We start from the raw sequence: 19,396 nt of genomic DNA, 5'->3' as shown, positions 1-19,396 counted from the left end.
TTAAGAAGCTTTATGACGAAACTGTTGTAAAGGGTCTGACTGAGAAGTTCGGTTATGCAAACCGCTTCGCTGTTCCAAAGATCGAGAAGATTACGCTCAACATGGGCGTGGGCGAAGGATCACAGGACAAGAAGAAGGTCACAACCGCTCTTGCCGAAATGGAACTGATCGCCGGTCAAAAGCCAGTCGTTACCAAGGCTAAGAAATCGATCGCAGGTTTCAAGTTGCGTGAAGGCATGCCAATCGGCGTAAAAGTCACGCTTCGCGGTGCCCAGATGTACGAATTCATTGACCGCCTGGTGACGATCGCGATGCCGCGTATTCGCGATTTCCGCGGCCTGAACCCAAACAGCTTTGATGGTCGTGGCAACTTCGCCATGGGCCTCAAGGAACAGATCATCTTCCCAGAAATCAGCTATGACGCCATCGACGTGGTGCGCGGAATGGATGTGATCGTAACGACTTCGGCAAACTCGGATGACGAGGCGCGCGAACTGCTTAAGCTGTTCGGCTTCCCGTTCCCAGTGGAAGAAGCTGATGAAAAGGCGGCTGCATAATGGCTAAACTGAGCTCCATAAACAAGAACGAGCGTCGCAAGAAGCTGGCGAAAAAATATGCCGGTCGTTACGCGAAGCTGAAGGCGATGGCAAAAGACCAGTCGCTGGATGACAGCGAGCGTTTGATTGCACGCCTGAAAATGGCTGAAATTCCTCGCAATGGTAACCCGCACCGCGTGCGTAACCGTTGTGAAACCACCGGACGTCCTCGTGGCGTGTACCGTAAATTCAAGCTGAACCGTATCGAACTGCGTAATCTTGCCAATAAGGGCATGATCCCAGGCGTTACGAAGTCGAGCTGGTAAGGATAAGATAGATGGCAATGACCGATCCTTTGGGTGACATGCTCACCCGTATCCGCAACGGCCAGCGGGCGAAGAAAGATTCTGTAATCTCGCCAGCGTCCGGCCTGCGTACCCGCGTTCTCGATGTGTTGCAGCGTGAAGGTTATATTCGCGGTTACAGCGAAGAAGCTATTGGCGCGCACAAGGGCATTCGCATTGAGCTGAAATATTTCGAAGGTGCACCTGCTATCCAGCATGTCGCCCGCGTTTCAAAGCCAGGTCGCCGCGTATATTCAGGGAGCCAGGAGCTTCCGGTTATCCGTAACGGCCTTGGTATCACCATCGTTTCGACGCCCAAGGGCGTTCTGTCGGACGCCGAAGCGCGTGCACAGAATGTCGGCGGCGAAATCCTGGCGGAGGTATTCTAATGAGCCGCATTGGTAAGAAACCTGTTCCCATTCCAGCCGGCGTTACCGCCAGCATGGAAGCGGGCACGCTTTCGGTCAAAGGACCGAAGGGCGAACTGAAAATGCCCATGAGCGACCTGATCTCTTATGAGATGCAGGAAGATGGCCTTTTGGTGAAGCCTGCGAACGGAAGCAAAGCGGCGCGCGCCTTTTGGGGTATGCAGCGCACGCTTGTACAGAACTTGGTTACAGGCGTGACTGAGGGCTTTACAAAGGTGCTTGAAATCACCGGCGTTGGTTACCGTGCCAATAGCCAGGGCAAGATGTTGAAGCTTCAGCTTGGTTACAGCCATGATGTCGACTTCGCGATCCCTGAGGGCATTGAAATCAAGACTCCCGACAACACCACGGTGGAAATCTCGGGTATCGACAAGCAGAAGGTTGGGCAGGTTGCTGCCGAAATCCGCCGCTGGAGGAAGCCAGAGCCTTATAAGGGCAAGGGCATCAAATACCGCGGCGAATATATCTTCCGCAAGGAAGGGAAGAAGAAATAATGGCAAAACTGTCTCTCTTTGCACGGCGCCGTCAGCGCGTGCGTTCGAAATTGCGGGCGCAGGTTGCTGGACGTCCTCGTCTTTCAGTTCACCGGACTGGCCGCCATATCTACGCACAGATCATTGACGATTCGAAGGGGGCGACGCTCGCGTCTGCCTCAACGCTCGACAAGGATGTAAAAGCGAAGAATGGCTCGACGGCGGAAGCTGCTGCCGATGTCGGTAAGCGGGTAGCCGAAGCTGCCAAGAAGGCTGGCATTTCCAGCGTAGTATTTGATCGTGGCGGGTTTCTGTTTCACGGTCGCGTCAAAGCGCTTGCTGATGCAGCGCGCGAAGGCGGATTGGAGTTCTGATGATGGCTGACGAAAACACTGAAAGCACTGCACCCGTCGTGGACGGCGCAGCACCTGAAGCAGTCGCAGCCGAAGGCCAGCGCCGCGGTCGTGGCGGTCGTGGTGGCGGGGACAATCGTGGCGGAGGCGGCGGTGGCCGTGGTCGTAACAACAATGATCGTCGCCCTGCGCAGGAAGAAGATGATGGCACGATCGAAAAGCTCGTCCACATCAACCGCGTTTCGAAAACGGTCAAGGGCGGTAAGCGCTTTGGTTTTGCTGCATTGGTCGTCGTGGGCGACGGACAGGGCCGCGTTGGTTTTGGTCATGGTAAGGCGCGCGAAGTGCCGGAAGCCATTAACAAGGCGACCGCTGCTGCAAAGAAGTCCATGATTCGGGTCGCCCTGAAAGATGGCCGTACATTGCACCATGACGGCAAGGGCCATTTCGGCGCTGGCAAGGTAACATTGCGTTCGGCACCTGCGGGTACCGGTATCATCGCAGGTGGCCCAATGCGCGCCGTCTTCGAAAGCCTTGGCGTTGCAGACGTGGTGACTAAGTCGGTTGGTACGTCCAACCCTTACAACATGATCCGTGCTACCTTCGCAGCTTTGTCTGAACAGACGAGCCCCAAGTCGGTAGCGCAACGTCGCGGCAAGAAAATCTCGGACCTTTTGGGTCGTGGCGGCAGCAAAACTGCTGAAGCCGATGCAGAAGCTATTGCGGAGTAATCGATATGGCGAAGATTAAAATCAAACAGACCGGTTCGCCGATCCGCCGTCCTGCCTCGCAGCGTGCAACATTGAAGGGCCTTGGCCTTGACAAGATGAACCGCGTCGTCGAGATCGAAGACACCCCCGAAGTCCGTGGTATGATCCAAACGGTTCGGCATATGGTCCAAATTCAGGACTAATAACATTAGCGCGAATTAAAGCGAAAGCGAGTGCACGACATGAAATTGAATGACATTAAAGATAACGAAGGCGCACGCCATCGTCGTATGCGCGTTGGCCGTGGTATCGGTTCAGGCAAAGGTAAAACCTCGGGTCGCGGCCAAAAAGGTCAAACCAGCCGTTCGGGTGTTTCGATCAACGGATTTGAAGGCGGCCAGATGCCACTTCACATGCGTATTCCAAAGCGCGGCTTCAACAATATCTTCGCAAAGGACCATGCTGAGGTAAATTTGGGCATGATCCAGAAGTTTATCGACGCGAAGAAAATCGACGTTAATGCTGTCGTCGACCACGCCGCTTTGCAGGCCGCTGGTCTAGCACGTGGCGGCAAGGATGGCGTTCGTCTGCTTGCCAAGGGCGAACTGACTTCGAAGGTCAATTTCTCCGTTGCCGGCGCGTCCAAGGCAGCCATTGAGGCTGTTGAAAAAGCGGGCGGCAACGTTGAGGTGTTGGTGAAGGTTTCGGCGGCTGAAAAAGCTGCCGCGAAAAAATCTTCCGTCAAGAACGCGGCAAAAGAAGCTGCGGCAAAGAAATAAGACAAGGGGCGACGACTTCGCTCTTGTCATGCCAGCCCCGCTTCCCGATATGGGCTGGCGGGGTTTGACATTTCTGGGGGCCGTCCGGATACAGTCAGGCGAAATTTTTGGGATTAAGCCGTTGCGCGACAAAAGTGCATTTGGGTTTAATCCGGAACCAAGGAACGATTATCATGGCATCTAGGGCCGACCAAATGGCCTCGAACCTCAATCTATCGAAGTTCGGGCAGGCAACAGAGCTTAAGAACCGCATCTGGTTCACAATAGGCGCGCTAATCATTTTCCGATTACTGAGCTTCGTGCCATTACCTGGCGTTGATCCGGTCGCACAAGCGGCGCTATATGCCAATAACGCGGCCGGCGGCGTTCTTGATATTTTTAATACCTTCTCGGGTGGCAGCCTTGAGCGCATGAGCCTCATTGCGCTTGGCGTCATGCCTTATATTACCGCGTCGATTGTCGTGCAGCTTGCGGCATCGCTGTCGCCAACGCTTGCCGCCATCAAGAAAGAGGGCGAGAGCGGGCGCAAGAAATTGAACCAATATACGCGTTACGGAACGGTGTTCCTGACCGCAGTGCAGGGTTATTTCCTTGCAGCTGGTTTGGAAAGCCTTGCTGCGGCTAATGGTATTGGCGCTGTGGTTGAACCTGGTCTGATGTTCCGTATTGTGGCGACCATCAGCTTAATCGGCGGCACCATGTTCCTGATGTGGCTGGGCGAGCAAATTACGTCGCGAGGCATCGGCAACGGTATATCACTCATCATTATGGCCGGTATCGTCGCGCAAATGCCGCGTTTGTTTGCGCAATTGCTTGAGGGGGGGCGCACGGGCTCCATTAGCGGATTTGTCATTATCGGCTTTATTGCCATGTTTATCAGCCTGACGTTGCTGATCTGTTTTATGGAGCGTGGACAGCGCCGTGTTCTCATCCAATATCCAAAGCGGGCAACGCAGCGCGGGATGATGCAGGCCGATCGCAGCCACCTTCCGCTAAAAATTAACACCGCTGGCGTTATCCCACCCATTTTTGCGTCTTCGCTTTTGCTCTTGCCGATCACGATCACGCAATTGGGCGGCAACAAAGTTGCTGGCGAAAGTGCCATGGGTGACTTCGTCATTTCGCTGAACCAATATCTTGCACATGGGCAGCCGGTCTATCTGGCGCTCTATGGTCTGGGCATCATCTTCTTCTGCTTCTTTTACACCGCAGTGGTGTTTAACCCGGAAGAAACATCAGAGAACCTGAAAAAAGCAGGGGGCTTTATTCCGGGGATCCGTCCCGGCAAGAACACTGAATCCTATCTCGATTATGTACTGACCCGTATCACCGTGTTGGGCGCAGCTTATCTGACCTTGGTGTGCTTGCTGCCCGACTATGTCATGGCGCAGACCGGGCAACAGCAGTTCTTTGCTATTGGCGGAACCAGCTTGCTCATTCTGGTCAATGTCACCATCGACACAATCTCGCAGATCCAGAGCCACCTGCTTGCCCATCAATATGGGGACCTACTGAAAAAGGCGAAGCTCAAGGGTGGACGCGCCCGCTAAAGGGTGCGACATCGAAACGAATCGGGGAAACGTTTCATGAATATCATCCTTTTGGGGCCTCCAGGCGCGGGTAAAGGCACGCAGGCAGCATTTCTCGTCGAGAAATATGGCATGGTGCAATTGTCGACCGGTGATATCCTTCGGGCGGCCGTGAAAGCCGGCACTGACGTTGGCAAGATGGCTGATGCAATCATGAAGGCCGGGAAGCTGTTCCCGGATGAACTCATGGCGGAAATTCTTGGCGAGCACATGGACGCCATTCCTGCAGACAAAGGCCTGATTTTCGACGGCTACCCACGTACTGCGCCGCAGGTCGCTTTGCTGGATGGCCTGCTATCTGCGCGTAACCGTACACTTGATCATGTCATCGAGCTGGTGGTGGATGAAGACGCGCTGGTAGAGCGTGTCGTTGGTCGTTTCACGTGCGCGAATTGCGGCGATGGCTATCACGACGTTTTCAAGCAGCCAGTGGTTGCGGATACGTGCGATAAATGCGGATCACATGAATTCAAGCGCCGCCCGGACGACAATGAAGAGACAGTTCGGACACGCATGGCGGAATATCGCGCCAAGACTGAGCCGATCCTGCCTTTGTATGATGCGCGCGGCCTTGTCAGCCGCGTCGACGGCATGGCTGCCATTGAAGATGTGACCAATGCTATTGATGCGATCATTGACTGAATTTGCATAGCCTCCTCATACTGAACAACTTCAGGGTGACGGATTTGGAAACGGTTGTTAGACTTCGTTCCATGAAATATCCCATATTAATCACCATTATATTGTCCGCCACAGCCTCGCCCGCCTTTGCGGATGTCAAAGCTGCGACAGACACCGGTTTCAACGTCATTCACGTCGCAACGGTGAATGCGACCCCGGATGAAATATGGAAGCGGTTGCTGGCACCAAAGGATTATTGGAACAAGGCGCATAGCTGGTCAGGTTCGAGCGCGGGTTTTTACATAGACGCTCAGGCCAATGGCTGTTTCTGCGAACTTTTCCAGGAGGCTGACGCAAACGGCAAGTTACGGACTGTGGGCAGCGTGGAACATATGCGCGTAATATTTGCGCAGCCTGGCAAGGTATTGCGCATGCAGGGCGCGCTGGGGCCCCTTCAGTCCGAAGCTGTATTGGGAACGCTTACCGTCGCGATGGAACCTGTCAGAGGCGCAGCAGGCACAAAGGTGAGCTTCTCCTACGTCGTGGGCGGCTATATGCGGTATAAGGTGTCCGAAATAGCGCCAGCGGTCGACAAGGTGCTGGGCGAGCAGTTCAGGAGCATGCTGTTGCCATTTGCGCTGGCAGAGGCTGATGCGTCAAAGGCGGACGGCTTCAAGCTCGATGTAGAGAAAATGGTAGACCCGGAACCAAGCGAGCCGCAGACCATATCGGAGAATGATCCAGTCAACCTCGATGAGACGGATGCCGCTTCGGTCGAGGCTACGTCTGCGGAGCCTCGATAATTGGCTGGAGAAGTCAAGAAACGGGGTTCGATAAACAAAATCGAAATTGGCTGGTGTGAGATGGTAGACTTGCCAAGCCTTGGTCTCTCGCAGGTGCACGCCAAAATGGACACGGGTGCCGTTACATCGGCTATTCACGCAACACGAATTAAACCGATATCGCGCGACGGCAAACCGTATGTTGAATTCTGGTTTCGGCTTAATGCTGGCGAAAAACCGAAGCGATATGAAGCTAAAATAATCGACCGGCGCATGGTCCGTTCTTCCAATGGCGAACGGCAGGACCGTTATGTCATCGCGGCGCAATTTTGCTTTGGTAAACTGTGCTGGAATGGAGAACTCACCTTGGCGAACCGGCGTTCAATGGCTTTCCCCTTGCTCATTGGACGGCGGGCGCTAAGGCGCGGCTTTCTCGTCAACAGCGGTCGACGGTGGGTTTTGGGAAAACCTGCGAATCAAGGAAGCACAGTCACATGAAAATTGCGATGTTGGCGCGAAACGCCAACCTATATTCTCACCAGCGTTTGGTGGAGGCCGCACAAGCGCGCGGCCACGAAATCGACATATTGAACACGTTGCGCGTGACCATGAACATTACCTCGCACCGCCCCGAAGCCTATTATCAGGGCGCGAAGCTTGGAAAATACGACGCAGTTATTCCGCGAATCGGCGCGTCAATCACCTTTTATGGTTTGGCTGTCCTGCGGCAATTCGAGATGATGAATGTGTGGTCGCTGAACGAAAGCGTGGCCATTGGCCGTTCGCGCGACAAATTGCGCTCGTTGCAGATACTGGCGCGCAAGGGGCTTGGCCTACCCGTGACCGCCTTTGCGCACGACCCCAGGCAGACTGACGAAGTGATTCAAATGGTCGGCGGTGCGCCTGTCGTTATTAAACTGCTGGAGGGTACACAAGGCATTGGCGTGGTCCTGGGAGAGACCGAGAAATCGGCGCGCTCGGTGATTGAAGCCTTTCGCGGCGCCAACGTTAACATATTGGTGCAAGAGTTCATCAAGGAAGCCAACGCGACAGATATCCGGTGCTTTGTGATCGGTAACAGAGTCGTCGCGTCGATGCAGCGCAAGGGAGCAGAGGGTGACTTTCGATCAAATCTGCACCGCGGCGGATCGGCGGAAGCCATCAAAATTACGCCGGAGGAACGGTCCACCGCCGTTAGGGCAGCGCGCGCCATGGGGTTGAATGTCGCGGGTGTCGACATGTTGCGATCAAACCACGGGCCGGTGATTATGGAAGTGAACAGTTCGCCCGGGCTCGAGGGTATTGAAAAAGCCAGCGGCAAAGATATTGCCGGCAGGATAATCGAGTTCATCGAAGAAAATGCCAGCGTTGGCAAAACCAAGACAAAAGGCAAGGGATAGCGCCCCTCTGGCCTTGACAGTGAGCGCGACTCACCGTAAGGCGCAGGTAATTCCGAACATCTGGTGCAGCCAGCAGCGCTTTTATGCGTCAGCTGGTTTTGTGCGTTTCGGAATATCATCAGCGTTGAGATAGGGATCGTCCTTTCGAGGGCACCTGTGGAGCAGGAGTAAATAAATTGGCACGTATTGCCGGAGTTAACATTCCAACGAACAAGCGCGTGATCATTGCGCTTACCTACATTCACGGTATCGGCCGCACTAAAGCCGTCGAAATCGCGACCAAGCTGGGAATTGATCATAGCCGTCGTGTTCAGGACCTTTCGGATGCCGAAGTTCTGCAAATCCGCGAAACTATCGATGCGGGCTACACCGTAGAGGGCGATCTTCGCCGTACCACGTCGATGAACATCAAACGTTTGATGGATCTCGCCTGCTATCGTGGCCTTCGCCACCGTAAGGGCCTTCCCGTCCGTGGTCAGCGTACGCACACCAATGCGCGCACCCGCAAGGGCAAGTCCAAGGCAATCGCGGGCAAGAAGAAGTAATCACCGGCTTTGGCCTGATTATTTTTTCTTCGCATTTTCGAATAGGATACACATTATATGGCACGCGAACCACAGCGCATTAAAAAGCGGGAGCGCAAAAATATTTCGGCAGGCGTCGCGCACGTCAATGCAAGCTTCAACAACACAATGATCACTATCACCGATGCCCAAGGCAACGCGATCAGCTGGTCTTCAGCTGGAACTATGGGTTTTAAGGGTAGCCGCAAATCTACGCCTTACGCAGCTCAGGTGGCCGCAGAAGACGCTGGTAAGAAAGCTGCGGAACATGGCGTCCGCACGCTGGAAGTAGAAGTTAAGGGCCCGGGTTCGGGTCGTGAGTCGGCGCTCCGCGCGTTGCAGGCGGTTGGTTTTACCATCACCTCTATCCGCGACGTGACTTCAATTCCACATAACGGCGTCCGTCCTTCAAAGCGGCGGCGCGTCTAAGCATTCGTTTCAGGGGCGGCTGTTCAGTCGTTCCTTCTTTTACCCGCGAGCCGGCACGGTGCACCAAATTGCCGGTTTTGCAAAACCCAAGGGGAAATCCATGTCCGTCAATATCAAGAACTGGCAGGAACTGAAAAAGCCCAACGCACTTGAGCTCAAATCAGGTAGCGATGCGAAGCGTAAGGCAACATTTGTTGCAGAGCCGCTCGAGCGTGGCTTCGGCTTGACACTCGGCAACGCGCTGCGTCGCGTCCTGCTTTCATCGTTGCAGGGCGCAGCGATCACGTCGATCAAGATCGAGAACGTCTTGCACGAATTCTCGTCGCTTGCTGGTGTGCGTGAGGACGTCACTGACATCGTTTTGAACATCAAGCAGGTCGCATTGAAGATGGAGGGCGAAGGTCCAAAGCGTCTTCAGCTTTCTGCAACTGGCCCTGGCGCCGTAACCGCTGGCGACATCGCCGTTTCGGGTGACATTCAAGTCATGAACCCCGATTTGGTTATCTGTCATCTTGATGATGGCGCGACGTTGAACATGGAAATCACGGCAGACAGCGGCAAGGGCTATGTTCCTGCTGTTGCTAACCGTCCCGCGGATGCGCCAATTGGCCTGATCCCTGTGGACAGCCTCTATTCGCCAGTGCGTCAGGTTGCGTACAAGGTCGACAACGCGCGCATTGGTCAGGAACTTGACTATGACAAGCTTTCGCTGACGATTGAAACCGATGGCACTGTTACCCCAGAAGATGCCGTGGCTTATGCCGCACGCATCCTTCAGGACCAGTTGCAAGTGTTCGTCCACTTCGAAGATTCGATGGCCGCATCTTCGCCGATGATCGGCATGGCTGCACCTTCGGCATCGTCAGAAGAATCCGATGCAAACCAACTCAACCGTTACCTCCTCAAGAAGGTCGACGAGTTGGAATTGTCGGTTCGCAGCGCAAACTGCCTCAAGAACGACAACATCATCTACATTGGTGACCTCGTCCAGAAGAGCGAAGCCGAAATGTTGCGTACGCCTAATTTCGGTCGCAAGTCGCTGAACGAGATCAAGGAAGTATTGTCGTCGATGGGCTTGCGCCTTGGTATGGACATCCCCGGATGGCCGCCAGAAAACATCGAAGAGATGGCAAAGAAGCTTGAGCAAGAACTGCTCGGTTAATCGCCTTTCGGACCAAGGCAGGGTCTTGGTCCGACATTAAAGGGTAATGGCTCCCCCTCAAGTGGGCCGGGATCGGGGTACCTGATACGGCCCCCCTACGAACGAAGGAATGAATTATGCGCCATAAAGTTGGCCACCGTAAGCTGCAACGCACGACATCGCACCGTACCGCGATGCTTCGCAACATGGCAGCATCGCTGATCAAGCATGAACAGATCAAGACAACCTTGCCAAAGGCAAAGGAACTGCGCCCTTATATCGAGAAGCTGATAACGCTTGCGAAAAAAGGTGGCCTATCGAACCGTCGCCTTGCGATGAGCCGTTTGATGGACGACACGCAGTTGACGAAGTTGTTTGACGAACTGGCGACACGCTATGCCGACCGTAGCGGTGGCTACAGCCGCGTTATCAAGGCTGGTTTCCGTGGTTCGGATGCTGCACCAATGGGCGTGATTGAGCTTGTTGATCGCAATGTCGATGCAAAGGGCCAGGACAGCGGTCCAGTCGAAGTGATGGACGACGCTGAATAACCGAGCCTCGGCTTAGGAATTATAAAGGGCGGTATCCGAACGGGTGCCGCCCTTTTTCTTTGCGTCAGACCTTGTCGTTGCGGCTTCGGCGCGCAGACCAGAACAACAAGCTTGCAATAAACCACGCGACCGAAAGGACGATCGTAAATCTGCCACCACGCATGTCGGTTCCTAATATCCCCGCAAAGGTGCCAATGGCAATTTGCAGTGTCCCGGCAACGAACATCGCCCATGGGAGGATGCTGCCACGAAATCGTGAGGCTATGCTGCCCGCAATGGCCGTAAACAAAACTGCGCCGAACCACAGATTCACGGGGTTGTCCTCATTGCCGATCATGCCAACTGCCAAATTGGCCCAAACGACCATGAACCCGGCGAGCACAGCGAACATTGCCCCGATGCGGAAATACCAGTTGGATGATACGCGCACCGCGAGTTCAATGAGCCCGCCGACAATACCGAAGATGATCGTTGCGACAATGAAATCGGTTTCGTCCCAATCAACTTCGTTGGTAAATTGCATGGCTACCAACGGCGCAAGGATAAGCGCAATGGCGCCGCCCCAGCCAATGACGCGCCAGGGATTCAGACGTCGGCGCGGAAGTCTTTCGCGAGAGATATTCATAACATTGCCCTTTTCGATAAATGGAGGCTATGCATTTAGGGCAAGGCGACATTGCAAGCATGAGCAGGACATGAGCATTTGGTGAAAAATGAAATCAGATAGGTTTCGCTTTGGCCCCTTCACGCTCGATGTTGAAAGCCGTCTGCTGTGCCGTGATGGCGTAGCACTGGACGTTTCCAGCCGCTATTTCGACGCTCTCGTCCTGCTGGTCCGTAACGCGGGCGGGCTTGTCCCAAAGGACCGGTTCATGGAGGATGTCTGGAGCGGCGTACCTGTCACGGATGAAGCGCTGACACAGTGCATAAGAAGTTTGCGCCGCGCATTACAAGATGATGCTGCGCGACCGCGCTTTATCGAGACCGTGCCAAAGCATGGCTATCGGTTCATTGCTGCGGTCAACGTCAGCGATGCTTTGCCAGTCGTAACATTGGCGAGCGCGTCAAGGTTGGACTGGCGGACATTTTGGGCATTGGGCGGGGCCGGTATTGTGGGCGGCGGCGTCGCCGGGTTGCTGGGCGGCATCTTCTACGGATTTGCTGGAGGTTCACAGGGCATGGGCGGCGCATCCATCGTACTTGTGCTCACAGCGCTTACCGTACTGATCGCACTCATCGGTGCCGCTGGCGTTAGTTTCGGGATGGCAGCAGCTGGTCTGTTCAATCCCCGTACTGGCCCTTCGACTATTCTGGGTGGCGGGGCAGGTGGTTTCCTTATCGGCGGCATCGTGAAGCTTCTAGGGCTTGATGCGTTTTACCTGCTGCTTGGGCAGTCGCCGACCCACATTACTGGTGCGTTGGAGGGAGCCGTTTTAGGCGCTGCTGTGGGGCTTGGATTATATTTGGGTAGTCGCGCCCCATCGAGCCAAAGTTTGTTGCGTAGAATGCTTGTGCCGGCAGCTGTCGGGGCAGTCGCCGGAGCAGCCATCCCGGCGGCTGGCGGGCAATTGCTTGGTGGCAGTTTGAACGCCCTGGCCGGTGTGCTGCCGCAGTCGCGGCTGCGGCTTGACCAGATTGGCGCGCTGTTTGGTGAGGATGGATTTGGTCCGATCAGCCAAATGGTTACAGGCGGACTGGAAGGAATGTTGTTCGCTGCGAGCATGACTGGCGCAATTTTGTTGGCACAGCGCCAGATCACCGAATGATTTCGACAAAAATGCGAAATAAACAGGCGGGCGACGCGCGGGATGGTTGGCGTTCATTAACCTAAGCTATAGTCGTGCCACCTATTATCCGAGAACTGGGGAAATTAAATCATGCGAAGTGCGCTTTTGCTTGGTGCAGCCATTATATTGACGCCAATTTCGTCGATGGCCGTAGCCAAGGGCGCGGCCACGGCCGACGTCACTGCCGAATTAACCTATCCCAAGACTAAAATCGTGAACGTAGTCGACGAACAATTTGGCGTGAAAGTTGCTGACCCCTATCGCTGGCTTGAAGATGATGTTCGCGTCAACTCCGAAGTTGCCGATTGGGTGACATCGCAAAATGCGGTGACCGATGCCTATCTTAAAACTTTGCCTGGCAAAAAGATCCTTGCGGACCGCATGAAGAAGCTGTTCGATTACGAACGCTTTGGCCTGCCAGAAAAGGCCAGCGGCTATTATTTCTTCAACAAAAATGACGGGCTGCAGAACCAGTCGGTGTTATATGTCCGCAAGGGCCTGAACGGCGCGGACCGCTTGTTGCTGGACCCGAATAGCTGGGCCAGGGATGGCGCGACGGCGCTCGATAGCTGGGTGCCGTCGAAAAATGGCAAGCTGCTCGCTTACGCCATTCAGGATGGCGGGTCCGATTGGCGCACCATCAAGGTACTCGATACTGCGACGGGCAAAGTGCTGTCCGATGAAATCAAATGGGCCAAGTTCACAAACATCAGTTGGGGGGGTAATGAAGGATTTCTCTATTCTCGCTTTGCTGAGCCACAAGCAGGCGCAGCATTCCAGCAACTGAATTATAACCAGACGGTTTACTATCACAAAATTGGCACGCCGCAGTCCGAAGACAAGGCGATCTACGCGACGCCGGAGAAACCTGAATATGGGCACAGTGCCCAAGTGACGCACGACGGCAAATGGGCGGTGATCACTACGTCGTCGGGCACGGATGAAAAATATGAATTACACGTCATCTCGCTTGGCAAAAACCCGACATGGAAAGCTCGTCCTTTGGTCAAGGGTCTGGATAACGACTGGGGCCTTATTGAAGGCATGGGCAATAAGCTATGGTTCACCACCAATAAGGATGCGCCAAAGTTGAAGGTCGTTAGCGTCGACCTTGGAGCGAGGACGCCTGTGTTCGTTGATGTCATCCCCGAACGTGAAGAGACACTGTCGCGCGCGCAGATCGTCGGTAATCGCATGATCTTGTCGTATATAAAGGATGCGAAGTCGATGGCGCTGATGACTGACCTCGCTGGCCAGCCAGTGCAGGAGATTAAACTGAACGCGATCGGCACTGCCAGCGGCTTTTCGGGCAGGCCCGGTGACCCCGAAACCTTCTATGGCTTTTCAAGCTTTAATCAGCCTGGTGCGGTTTACCGTTTTGACAGCAACAGCGGTTCTTCGACGCCCTTTGCGCAGCCTAAGTTGAGCTTTAACCCGCAAGATTTTGCCGTGCGCCAGGTTTTCTATCCGTCAAAGGATGGCACGAAAATTCCGATGTTCATCGTACACAGGAAGGACGTTGACCTGTCGAAAGGCGCACCGACATTGTTGTATTCGTACGGCGGGTTCAACATTTCTCAAACGCCAACTTATTCGGCAACCCGCATGGCGTGGCTTCAGTCGGGCGGCGTGTTTGCGCTCGCGAACATCCGTGGCGGCGGCGAATACGGGAAGCCATGGCATGACGCAGGCCGCCTGATGAACAAGCAGAATGTCTTTGACGACTTTGCCGCAGCAGCGGAATATCTGATTGCGAATGGCATTTCGACCAATGGCAAGATCGCAATTGAAGGCCGCTCCAATGGCGGCCTTCTGGTAGGCGCATCTTTGAACCAGCGCCCTGATCTGTTTGCGGCGGGACATGCTGCCGTAGGCGTCATGGATATGGTTCGTTTCGACCGGTTCACTGCGGGCCGATACTGGGTGGACGATTATGGCTATCCCGGCAAGGAAGCCGATTTCAAGATGCAGATGACTTATTCGCCTTACCACAATATCAAATCCGGCGTTGAATATCCTGCGGTCATAGTGTCGACTGCAGACACTGATGACCGCGTGGTTCCCGGCCATAGTTTCAAATATATCTCCGCTCTTCAGGCTGCAGACACTGGAAGGAAGCCCAAGATCATTCGCATTGAAAGCCGTGCGGGTCATGGGTCAGGAAAGCCAACGGACAAGGTGATTGATGAATATTCGGATATTTACGCGTTCCTTGCGAAATGGACAGGACTGGCGCTTACCGAATAATCGTTCATAAAAATGTCGTTTTAGATGAACAGATGCTGACAAGTCAGTTCAGCGTCCGGTCAAACCGACTCGGCTAATTCATATCCATCGGCACAAGAAAGCAGGTGCCGAGTAAAGGAGAATGAAGATGAAATTTATGACCAAAAGCTTGCTTGGCGCCGGAGCTGCTGCTGCAGCTTTGGTCAGTGTCGCAGCACCCGCTCAAGCGCGGGACCGCTACGACCGCCACCGTGATGGAATCAGTGCTGGAGAAATTATTGCCGGTGCCGTCGTGCTAGGTGGACTGGCTGCAGTACTTTCTGCCGGCAACAACGACCGCTATTACGACGGCGACCGGAACAGCTATCGCGGTGGGAACAGCCGCTTTGCGGTGAACCAGTGCATCAATAACGTAGAACGCTGGGCAAATGGCTACAGCCGTTCGGAAGTCACACAAATCCGTGACATCCAACGTACCCGTTATGGCTACCGGGTTAAGGGCAATGTTGTCGTTCAAGACGGCGGCCGCGCTTACAATGATGGCTACGGCAGGGACCGTTATTATCAAGGCAACCGCTACGATCGCGATAGTCGCTATAACTGGAATCCATATGGTCGTGGATATGACAAGGGCCGCTTCACTTGCACTGTCGAACGTGGCCGTGTCGTTGATATCGACTATAAAGGTCTGGAACAGTGGCGCTAAAGGCTCCACGCTAATGGGGCAAAGAGGCTCAGTTTGGAAGCAGACTGAGCCTCTTGTTATATTAGGCGCTATTTCTCAGCGGCAGCGGTAATTGCTTCGGTCGATTTCGCGGCCCAACAATGCACCGCCAGCAGCGCCAAGGATTGCGCCAAGAGTTTTATCACCCCGGCCCGCAATCTCATTGCCCGCGAGCCCACCCACTGCGGCTCCAATGATCAGGCCAGTCGTGCCGTCATCTCGCTTGCAATAATAGCGACCATCATCGCCACGCCAAATTCGGGTATCATCTCCAATCCGCGCGGCGTCCCTGCGGCCTTCACGATATCCACGTTCATAATTGCGGCCCTTTTTGTCCTTATAACCCCATGCTTTGGCATGGCGGGGCGGATCAGCAGACACAGCAGTGGCCGGAAGCACCAAGCTTGCCGCAGCCAACGCCAGAAATGCATGTCTCATGTGTTTTCTCCTTGTTCGCAAATTGACGACCGGGATTTCGACCACTTTTGATGAACGAAAGTTGCACGGAACAAGCGGCAAGGACGAGGCGTGTGTCATGGGAGGCAGAGTGATATCGCCGCTGCTTCGAGCGGCCTATACTTGCCACGCTGGTAAAAACCCGCCACAGTTCGTTCATGGCAAATATCATCGCGTTTCTGTTGGGCCTTATTGCTCTCGTTCTGGCTTTTATCGGCTTTATCCCCCTGCTTGGTTGGTTGAACTGGCTGATCATACCTATTGCTGGCGTTGGCGCAGTTTTCGGATTTATTTCCGAGAAGAATGGCGGTCGCAACTTTTGCCTGGTGGTTATGGCGATCTGTGCGCTTCGACTATGGATCGGTGGCGGTATCATCTGAACCTCAGATGAGGGCAGAGACAAGTTCACATGGCAGACAACAAACAAACCGCGCAGCCCAGCGGCCTGCCCTACGCTATTTCGGCTTATCTGATCTGGGGGTTTGTGCCCGTTTATTTCAAGTTGCTGAGCCACGTTCCGCCGGTCGCGGTGGTGGCGCAACGGATATTATGGTCCATCCCGTTGCTGCTTGTCATCATGGCGCTACGAAAACAGCTCGCAGAATATGCTGCGATATTCCGCCACAGGGCGCATCTGCGGAACCTGTTGGCATCGGCGACGCTGATTGCGATCAATTGGCTTATTTATATTTGGGCAGTGTCTACCGACCACATATTGGCGGCTAGCCTTGGCTATTATCTGAACCCGTTAGTGAACGTGCTTCTTGGACGTCTGTTTTTGGGCGAGCGGCTTCGTCCGCTGCAATTGGTCGCAGTTGCGGTGGCGGCAATCGGCGTTGCGATTCTTATTGGCGATGCGCTCGATACCTTATGGGTGTCAGTGTCCTTGGCGTTCAGCTTTGGCCTATACGGCCTCATTCGCAAGATAACGCCAGTCGGCTCCGTGCCTGGCCTCGCGATTGAAACAACATTGCTTGCGCCTTTGTCGCTGGGTGCGGTTATTTGGTATGCGCAGGCGGCACTGGCGGGTTTGGCGATGATCTGACGACATCCGGATTGTTGATCCTCGCAGGCGCAGTTACTGCGATCCCGCTACTGATGTTTGCGACGGCCGCACGGCGGATGAGCTATGCCAGCCTTGGTTTTGTGCAGTATATTGCGCCGTCGATTGCGTTTTTGTTGGGCGTATTCGTTTATGGAGAACCCCTGAGCACTACCAAACTTGCATGTTTCATTCTGATATGGGGCAGCATCGCGATTTTCTGCGCAGATGCGATCAAAACCTATCGGGCGGCCAAAGCCTAACCCGTAAATCGCCAGCGCAGGGTTTCTCCGGCGTGAAACGGCACGAGAGAAACGCCATCCAGTTCAAGCAGTTCTGAAACCGGAGTGTCAATGCGTTCTAACGTTACGCGCTCCTCATTGAGCGGCAGACGGTAAAAATGTGGTCCGTTTTCCGACGCAAAGGCCTCCAGCTTGTCCAACGCACCTTCTTCCTCAAAGACAGTGGCATAGCTTTCCATGGCAAACGGGGCATTGAAAATCCCGGCGCACCCACATGCACTTTCCTTCGCCGATTTGTCATGCGGCGCGCTGTCGGTGCCAAGGAAATATTTGGGGCTGCCCGATGTGGCGGCCTTACGTAAAGCAAGACGGTGCATTTCGCGCTTCGCCACAGGCAGGCAATAAGCATGCGGGCGAATGCCGCCTGCGAACATCGCGTTGCGGTTGATGTGCAGATGCTGCGGCGTGATCGTTGCGGCGATGTTATCGCTGCTTTCGTCGACAAAAGCGACGGCGTCTGCGGTGGTGATATGCTCAAAAACAATTCGTAATTCCGGCAGGTCCCGGACCAGCTTGGACAGCGTCTGCTCAATAAAGACCGCCTCCCGGTCGAAAATGTCGACATGTGAATCGGTCACTTCGCCATGAATGAGAAGGGGCATAGCTATACGCGCCATATGCTCCAGCGCGGGCATGATATTGGCGACGTTGGTAACGCCATGCGCGCTTCCGGTCGTTGCATGAGCGGGGTATAATTTTGCTGCTGTAAACACGCCCTCGGCAAAACCACGCGCCAGTTCCCCGCCGTCTGTCGCATCAGTCAGATAGGAGGTGATCAAGGGCGTGAAGCTGACGCCTTGGGGCACGGCGGCCAAAATGCGGTCGCGATAGGCCGCGCCCGCCTCAACTGTTGTTACCGGCGGCGAAAGATTGGGCATCACAATCGCACGCGCAAATTGCGCCGCGGTATATGGCACGACACTGCGCATCACCGCATTATCGCGTAAATGGACATGCCAGTCATCAGGACGGCGGATGGAAAGAATCGTCGGGTCGGTCATGGCTTCCCTTTAAGCGCCCGGCACCCTATCTGTCACCTATGCGAAACACCCGTCTATTCGACCGTAGCATCATACGTTTGTCACCGACCGAAGCCAGCGAGGATGTGCGCCTTTTTTTGCAAGGTCTGGTGACTCAGGATACCACATCGGAAATGCCTGTTTGGTCGGGGCTCTTAAGTCCGCAAGGCAAGGCTTTGTTCGATTTCCTATTATGGGCGGATGGCGAGGATGTATTGATCGATTGTGAGAGCACGCAAGCTGACGCGTTGGTTCGGCGGCTTTCAATGTATCGGCTGAGGCGGAAAATCGCGATCGCGGCTGATTCTGCCATCGGTGTTTATTGGACCCCAGAAGGCAGCAGCGACCCGCGCCATGGGGACATGGGCAAACGATGTCTGGGAACACCCTCGGCCGATGATGTCGATGTTAGCGCCGAGTACCGCGCGCATCGTCTGGCGCTCGGCATACCCGAGGGCGTGGCGGAGCTTGGAAGCGAGCAGACATTATGGCTTGAGACAAATGCTGCCGAACTGAACGGCGTGTCTTTCTCGAAAGGATGTTATGTTGGGCAGGAGAACACTGCCCGAATGAACTGGCGGCAAAAGGTCAATCGGCGGTTGGTGGTCGTGCCAGCCGAAAAAGCAGACCTTAGCCGCCAACGCCATGCATATCCGGAATTTGGACTGTCTGTGGAATTACGCCGTATCGAGGATATGGTACAGCTCGATCTGCCGGAATGGCAACGCGCTGCGATTAGCTAATCTAGCAGTTCCAGTTTCACTTTTGCTGTTCCGCTGCGGTCCATGTCAAGTTGCTTGGCCGCCGCATACGAAACATCCATGATACGTGACTTGCCCCAAGGTCCGCGGTCGTTAATCCGCACGACAACTTCCTGACCATTGGCAAGGTTTGTCACCGCAACACGGCTGCCGAATGACAGGCTCCGATGAGCTGCAGTCAATGCGTCGGGATCGAAACGTTCGCCATTGGCCGTGCGGTTGCCGCCAAGCTCAGCGCCATAATAGCTTGCTATGCCAGTACCGATCTCGACCCGGCTGTCGCCTGCTTGTGCCAATACTGGCATAGCTAACAGCGCCATGAGCAAATAACCACGTCGATTCATGGATCCCCCCCTCCCTTGAGTGGGTCGATGCCTAAA

General features: G+C 54.7%; 28 protein-coding genes. 24 read left to right on the top strand and 4 right to left on the bottom strand.

Annotation, left to right across the window (positions count from 1 at the left end; genetic code table 11):
* The 17 genes from rplE to rplQ form a co-directional block, all read left to right on the top strand.
* The coding region (rplE, locus tag ACK4S7_RS04455) for a 50S ribosomal protein L5 (protein ID WP_409644778.1) at window positions 1-557 on the top strand (557 nt) is incomplete at its 5' end.
* Window positions 557-862, top strand: a complete 306-nt coding sequence (gene rpsN / locus ACK4S7_RS04450; protein WP_183941957.1) for a 30S ribosomal protein S14 — start codon at window positions 557-559, stop codon at window positions 860-862. The genes rplE and rpsN, both read left to right, overlap by 1 nt.
* Window positions 863-873: 11 nt before the next feature.
* On the top strand, window positions 874-1,269 hold the full coding sequence (gene rpsH / locus ACK4S7_RS04445) for a 30S ribosomal protein S8 (RefSeq protein ID WP_409644777.1): 396 nt from the start codon (window positions 874-876) through the stop codon (window positions 1,267-1,269).
* Entirely contained in the window at window positions 1,269-1,802 is a 534-nt protein-coding gene (gene rplF / locus ACK4S7_RS04440) for a 50S ribosomal protein L6 (RefSeq protein WP_409644776.1), read from the top strand. The genes rpsH and rplF overlap by 1 nt, the downstream gene beginning before the upstream one ends.
* A complete protein-coding gene (rplR, locus tag ACK4S7_RS04435; RefSeq protein ID WP_409644775.1) occupies window positions 1,802-2,155 on the top strand; it encodes a 50S ribosomal protein L18 in 354 nt (117 codons plus the stop codon). Before rplF ends, rplR begins: the two co-directional genes overlap by 1 nt.
* Before the next feature lie 2 nt (window positions 2,156-2,157).
* Window positions 2,158-2,865: a 30S ribosomal protein S5 gene (rpsE, locus tag ACK4S7_RS04430; protein ID WP_409644780.1), complete on the top strand. Its 708-nt coding sequence runs from the start codon at window positions 2,158-2,160 to the stop codon at window positions 2,863-2,865.
* A gap of 5 nt (window positions 2,866-2,870) precedes the next feature.
* Window positions 2,871-3,047: a 50S ribosomal protein L30 gene (gene rpmD / locus ACK4S7_RS04425; protein WP_409644774.1), complete on the top strand. Its 177-nt coding sequence runs from the start codon at window positions 2,871-2,873 to the stop codon at window positions 3,045-3,047.
* A 39-nt stretch (window positions 3,048-3,086) separates the two neighbouring features.
* Window positions 3,087-3,623: a 50S ribosomal protein L15 gene (rplO, locus tag ACK4S7_RS04420; protein WP_409644773.1), complete on the top strand. Its 537-nt coding sequence runs from the start codon at window positions 3,087-3,089 to the stop codon at window positions 3,621-3,623.
* A 173-nt stretch (window positions 3,624-3,796) separates the two neighbouring features.
* Window positions 3,797-5,173, top strand: a complete 1,377-nt coding sequence (secY, locus tag ACK4S7_RS04415; RefSeq protein WP_409644772.1) for a preprotein translocase subunit SecY — start codon at window positions 3,797-3,799, stop codon at window positions 5,171-5,173.
* A gap of 36 nt (window positions 5,174-5,209) precedes the next feature.
* Window positions 5,210-5,854, top strand: coding sequence for an adenylate kinase (locus ACK4S7_RS04410; RefSeq protein WP_409644771.1), 645 nt, complete (start codon window positions 5,210-5,212; stop codon window positions 5,852-5,854).
* Between the two features lie 71 nt (window positions 5,855-5,925).
* Window positions 5,926-6,636, top strand: a complete 711-nt coding sequence (locus ACK4S7_RS04405) for a hypothetical protein (protein ID WP_409644770.1) — start codon at window positions 5,926-5,928, stop codon at window positions 6,634-6,636.
* Window positions 6,637-7,113 carry an ATP-dependent zinc protease gene (locus tag ACK4S7_RS04400; protein ID WP_409644769.1) on the top strand — a complete coding sequence of 159 codons (477 nt, stop codon included), beginning with the start codon at window positions 6,637-6,639 and terminating at the stop codon, window positions 7,111-7,113.
* Complete coding sequence (gene rimK / locus ACK4S7_RS04395) at window positions 7,110-8,015, top strand: 30S ribosomal protein S6--L-glutamate ligase (RefSeq protein ID WP_409644768.1); 906 nt, start codon at window positions 7,110-7,112, stop codon at window positions 8,013-8,015. The genes ACK4S7_RS04400 and rimK overlap by 4 nt, the downstream gene beginning before the upstream one ends.
* A gap of 176 nt (window positions 8,016-8,191) precedes the next feature.
* Window positions 8,192-8,560 (top strand): 30S ribosomal protein S13, encoded by a 369-nt coding sequence (gene rpsM / locus ACK4S7_RS04390; protein WP_306062393.1) that lies wholly within the window; start codon window positions 8,192-8,194, stop codon window positions 8,558-8,560.
* 57 nt (window positions 8,561-8,617) lie between these two features.
* Entirely contained in the window at window positions 8,618-9,007 is a 390-nt protein-coding gene (gene rpsK, locus ACK4S7_RS04385) for a 30S ribosomal protein S11 (protein ID WP_125229604.1), read from the top strand.
* A gap of 100 nt (window positions 9,008-9,107) precedes the next feature.
* Window positions 9,108-10,169 (top strand): DNA-directed RNA polymerase subunit alpha, encoded by a 1,062-nt coding sequence (locus ACK4S7_RS04380; RefSeq protein ID WP_409644766.1) that lies wholly within the window; start codon window positions 9,108-9,110, stop codon window positions 10,167-10,169.
* A gap of 116 nt (window positions 10,170-10,285) precedes the next feature.
* Window positions 10,286-10,699 carry a 50S ribosomal protein L17 gene (rplQ, locus tag ACK4S7_RS04375; protein ID WP_409644765.1) on the top strand — a complete coding sequence of 138 codons (414 nt, stop codon included), beginning with the start codon at window positions 10,286-10,288 and terminating at the stop codon, window positions 10,697-10,699.
* A gap of 64 nt (window positions 10,700-10,763) precedes the next feature.
* Here rplQ and ACK4S7_RS04370 read toward each other — a convergent pair whose 3' ends face one another.
* On the bottom strand, window positions 10,764-11,324 hold the full coding sequence (locus tag ACK4S7_RS04370) for a hypothetical protein (RefSeq protein ID WP_409644764.1): 561 nt from the start codon (window positions 11,322-11,324) through the stop codon (window positions 10,764-10,766).
* 88 nt (window positions 11,325-11,412) lie between these two features.
* Here ACK4S7_RS04370 and ACK4S7_RS04365 point away from each other — a divergent pair, with 88 nt between their 5' ends.
* From ACK4S7_RS04365 to ACK4S7_RS04355, 3 genes are all read left to right on the top strand, one after another.
* Window positions 11,413-12,465: a transcriptional regulator gene (locus ACK4S7_RS04365; RefSeq protein WP_409644763.1), complete on the top strand. Its 1,053-nt coding sequence runs from the start codon at window positions 11,413-11,415 to the stop codon at window positions 12,463-12,465.
* 111 nt (window positions 12,466-12,576) lie between these two features.
* A complete protein-coding gene (locus ACK4S7_RS04360) occupies window positions 12,577-14,733 on the top strand; it encodes a prolyl oligopeptidase family serine peptidase (protein ID WP_409644762.1) in 2,157 nt (718 codons plus the stop codon).
* A gap of 127 nt (window positions 14,734-14,860) precedes the next feature.
* A complete protein-coding gene (locus ACK4S7_RS04355; RefSeq protein WP_409644761.1) occupies window positions 14,861-15,418 on the top strand; it encodes a hypothetical protein in 558 nt (185 codons plus the stop codon).
* Between the two features lie 75 nt (window positions 15,419-15,493).
* Here the strand turns inward: ACK4S7_RS04355 and ACK4S7_RS04350 are convergent, their stop codons facing one another.
* The gene (locus tag ACK4S7_RS04350) at window positions 15,494-15,874 is read right to left on the bottom strand and encodes a glycine zipper 2TM domain-containing protein (protein WP_409644759.1); all 381 of its coding nucleotides are present in this window, start codon (window positions 15,872-15,874) and stop codon (window positions 15,494-15,496) included.
* Between the two features lie 176 nt (window positions 15,875-16,050).
* Between ACK4S7_RS04350 and ACK4S7_RS04345 the strand changes: the two genes are divergently transcribed.
* From ACK4S7_RS04345 to ACK4S7_RS04335, 3 genes are read left to right on the top strand one after another with little or no spacing between them, the layout of a single operon-like run.
* Window positions 16,051-16,272, top strand: a complete 222-nt coding sequence (locus ACK4S7_RS04345; protein WP_409644757.1) for a hypothetical protein — start codon at window positions 16,051-16,053, stop codon at window positions 16,270-16,272.
* Between the two features lie 29 nt (window positions 16,273-16,301).
* On the top strand, window positions 16,302-16,937 hold the full coding sequence (gene rarD / locus ACK4S7_RS04340; protein ID WP_409644756.1) for an EamA family transporter RarD: 636 nt from the start codon (window positions 16,302-16,304) through the stop codon (window positions 16,935-16,937).
* Window positions 16,895-17,197: a hypothetical protein gene (locus ACK4S7_RS04335; RefSeq protein ID WP_409644755.1), complete on the top strand. Its 303-nt coding sequence runs from the start codon at window positions 16,895-16,897 to the stop codon at window positions 17,195-17,197. The genes rarD and ACK4S7_RS04335 overlap by 43 nt, the downstream gene beginning before the upstream one ends.
* Here the strand turns inward: ACK4S7_RS04335 and pyrC are convergent.
* Window positions 17,194-18,237, bottom strand: a complete 1,044-nt coding sequence (gene pyrC / locus ACK4S7_RS04330; protein WP_409644754.1) for a dihydroorotase — start codon at window positions 18,235-18,237, stop codon at window positions 17,194-17,196. The genes ACK4S7_RS04335 and pyrC overlap by 4 nt on opposite strands.
* 38 nt (window positions 18,238-18,275) lie before the next feature.
* On the opposite strand from pyrC, the gene ACK4S7_RS04325 reads away from it, so the two are divergent.
* Entirely contained in the window at window positions 18,276-18,998 is a 723-nt protein-coding gene (locus ACK4S7_RS04325) for a YgfZ/GcvT domain-containing protein (RefSeq protein ID WP_409644753.1), read from the top strand.
* Here the strand turns inward: ACK4S7_RS04325 and ACK4S7_RS04320 are convergent.
* Complete coding sequence (locus tag ACK4S7_RS04320) at window positions 18,995-19,360, bottom strand: septal ring lytic transglycosylase RlpA family protein (RefSeq protein WP_409644752.1); 366 nt, start codon at window positions 19,358-19,360, stop codon at window positions 18,995-18,997. The genes ACK4S7_RS04325 and ACK4S7_RS04320 overlap by 4 nt on opposite strands.
* Between the last annotated feature and the right edge of the window lie 36 nt (window positions 19,361-19,396).

The sequence above is a fragment of the Sphingorhabdus sp. genome (assembly GCF_046292425.1).
In the GTDB taxonomy this organism is placed as follows: domain Bacteria; phylum Pseudomonadota; class Alphaproteobacteria; order Sphingomonadales; family Sphingomonadaceae; genus Sphingorhabdus_B.
This window is presented reverse-complemented; position numbering and strand designations above follow the sequence as displayed.

Excerpts from the sequence above, each read along its gene's own strand:
- rpsN (WP_183941957.1), top strand. The coding sequence starts at position 557 with ATGGCTAAACTGAGCTCCATAAACAAGAACGAGCGTCGCAAGAAGCTG.
- rpsH (WP_409644777.1), top strand. The coding sequence starts at position 874 with ATGGCAATGACCGATCCTTTGGGTGACATGCTCACCCGTATCCGCAAC.
- rplF (WP_409644776.1), top strand. The coding sequence starts at position 1,269 with ATGAGCCGCATTGGTAAGAAACCTGTTCCCATTCCAGCCGGCGTTACC.
- rplR (WP_409644775.1), top strand. The coding sequence starts at position 1,802 with ATGGCAAAACTGTCTCTCTTTGCACGGCGCCGTCAGCGCGTGCGTTCG.
- rpsE (WP_409644780.1), top strand. The coding sequence starts at position 2,158 with ATGGCTGACGAAAACACTGAAAGCACTGCACCCGTCGTGGACGGCGCA.
- rpmD (WP_409644774.1), top strand. The coding sequence starts at position 2,871 with ATGGCGAAGATTAAAATCAAACAGACCGGTTCGCCGATCCGCCGTCCT.
- rplO (WP_409644773.1), top strand. The coding sequence starts at position 3,087 with ATGAAATTGAATGACATTAAAGATAACGAAGGCGCACGCCATCGTCGT.
- secY (WP_409644772.1), top strand. The coding sequence starts at position 3,797 with ATGGCATCTAGGGCCGACCAAATGGCCTCGAACCTCAATCTATCGAAG.
- ACK4S7_RS04410 (WP_409644771.1), top strand. The coding sequence starts at position 5,210 with ATGAATATCATCCTTTTGGGGCCTCCAGGCGCGGGTAAAGGCACGCAG.
- ACK4S7_RS04405 (WP_409644770.1), top strand. The coding sequence starts at position 5,926 with ATGAAATATCCCATATTAATCACCATTATATTGTCCGCCACAGCCTCG.
- rimK (WP_409644768.1), top strand. The coding sequence starts at position 7,110 with ATGAAAATTGCGATGTTGGCGCGAAACGCCAACCTATATTCTCACCAG.
- rpsK (WP_125229604.1), top strand. The coding sequence starts at position 8,618 with ATGGCACGCGAACCACAGCGCATTAAAAAGCGGGAGCGCAAAAATATT.
- ACK4S7_RS04380 (WP_409644766.1), top strand. The coding sequence starts at position 9,108 with ATGTCCGTCAATATCAAGAACTGGCAGGAACTGAAAAAGCCCAACGCA.
- rplQ (WP_409644765.1), top strand. The coding sequence starts at position 10,286 with ATGCGCCATAAAGTTGGCCACCGTAAGCTGCAACGCACGACATCGCAC.
- ACK4S7_RS04370 (WP_409644764.1), bottom strand. The coding sequence starts at position 11,324 with ATGAATATCTCTCGCGAAAGACTTCCGCGCCGACGTCTGAATCCCTGG.
- ACK4S7_RS04365 (WP_409644763.1), top strand. The coding sequence starts at position 11,413 with ATGAAATCAGATAGGTTTCGCTTTGGCCCCTTCACGCTCGATGTTGAA.
- ACK4S7_RS04360 (WP_409644762.1), top strand. The coding sequence starts at position 12,577 with ATGCGAAGTGCGCTTTTGCTTGGTGCAGCCATTATATTGACGCCAATT.
- ACK4S7_RS04355 (WP_409644761.1), top strand. The coding sequence starts at position 14,861 with ATGAAATTTATGACCAAAAGCTTGCTTGGCGCCGGAGCTGCTGCTGCA.
- ACK4S7_RS04350 (WP_409644759.1), bottom strand. The coding sequence starts at position 15,874 with ATGAGACATGCATTTCTGGCGTTGGCTGCGGCAAGCTTGGTGCTTCCG.
- ACK4S7_RS04345 (WP_409644757.1), top strand. The coding sequence starts at position 16,051 with ATGGCAAATATCATCGCGTTTCTGTTGGGCCTTATTGCTCTCGTTCTG.
- rarD (WP_409644756.1), top strand. The coding sequence starts at position 16,302 with ATGGCAGACAACAAACAAACCGCGCAGCCCAGCGGCCTGCCCTACGCT.
- pyrC (WP_409644754.1), bottom strand. The coding sequence starts at position 18,237 with ATGACCGACCCGACGATTCTTTCCATCCGCCGTCCTGATGACTGGCAT.
- ACK4S7_RS04325 (WP_409644753.1), top strand. The coding sequence starts at position 18,276 with ATGCGAAACACCCGTCTATTCGACCGTAGCATCATACGTTTGTCACCG.
- ACK4S7_RS04320 (WP_409644752.1), bottom strand. The coding sequence starts at position 19,360 with ATGAATCGACGTGGTTATTTGCTCATGGCGCTGTTAGCTATGCCAGTA.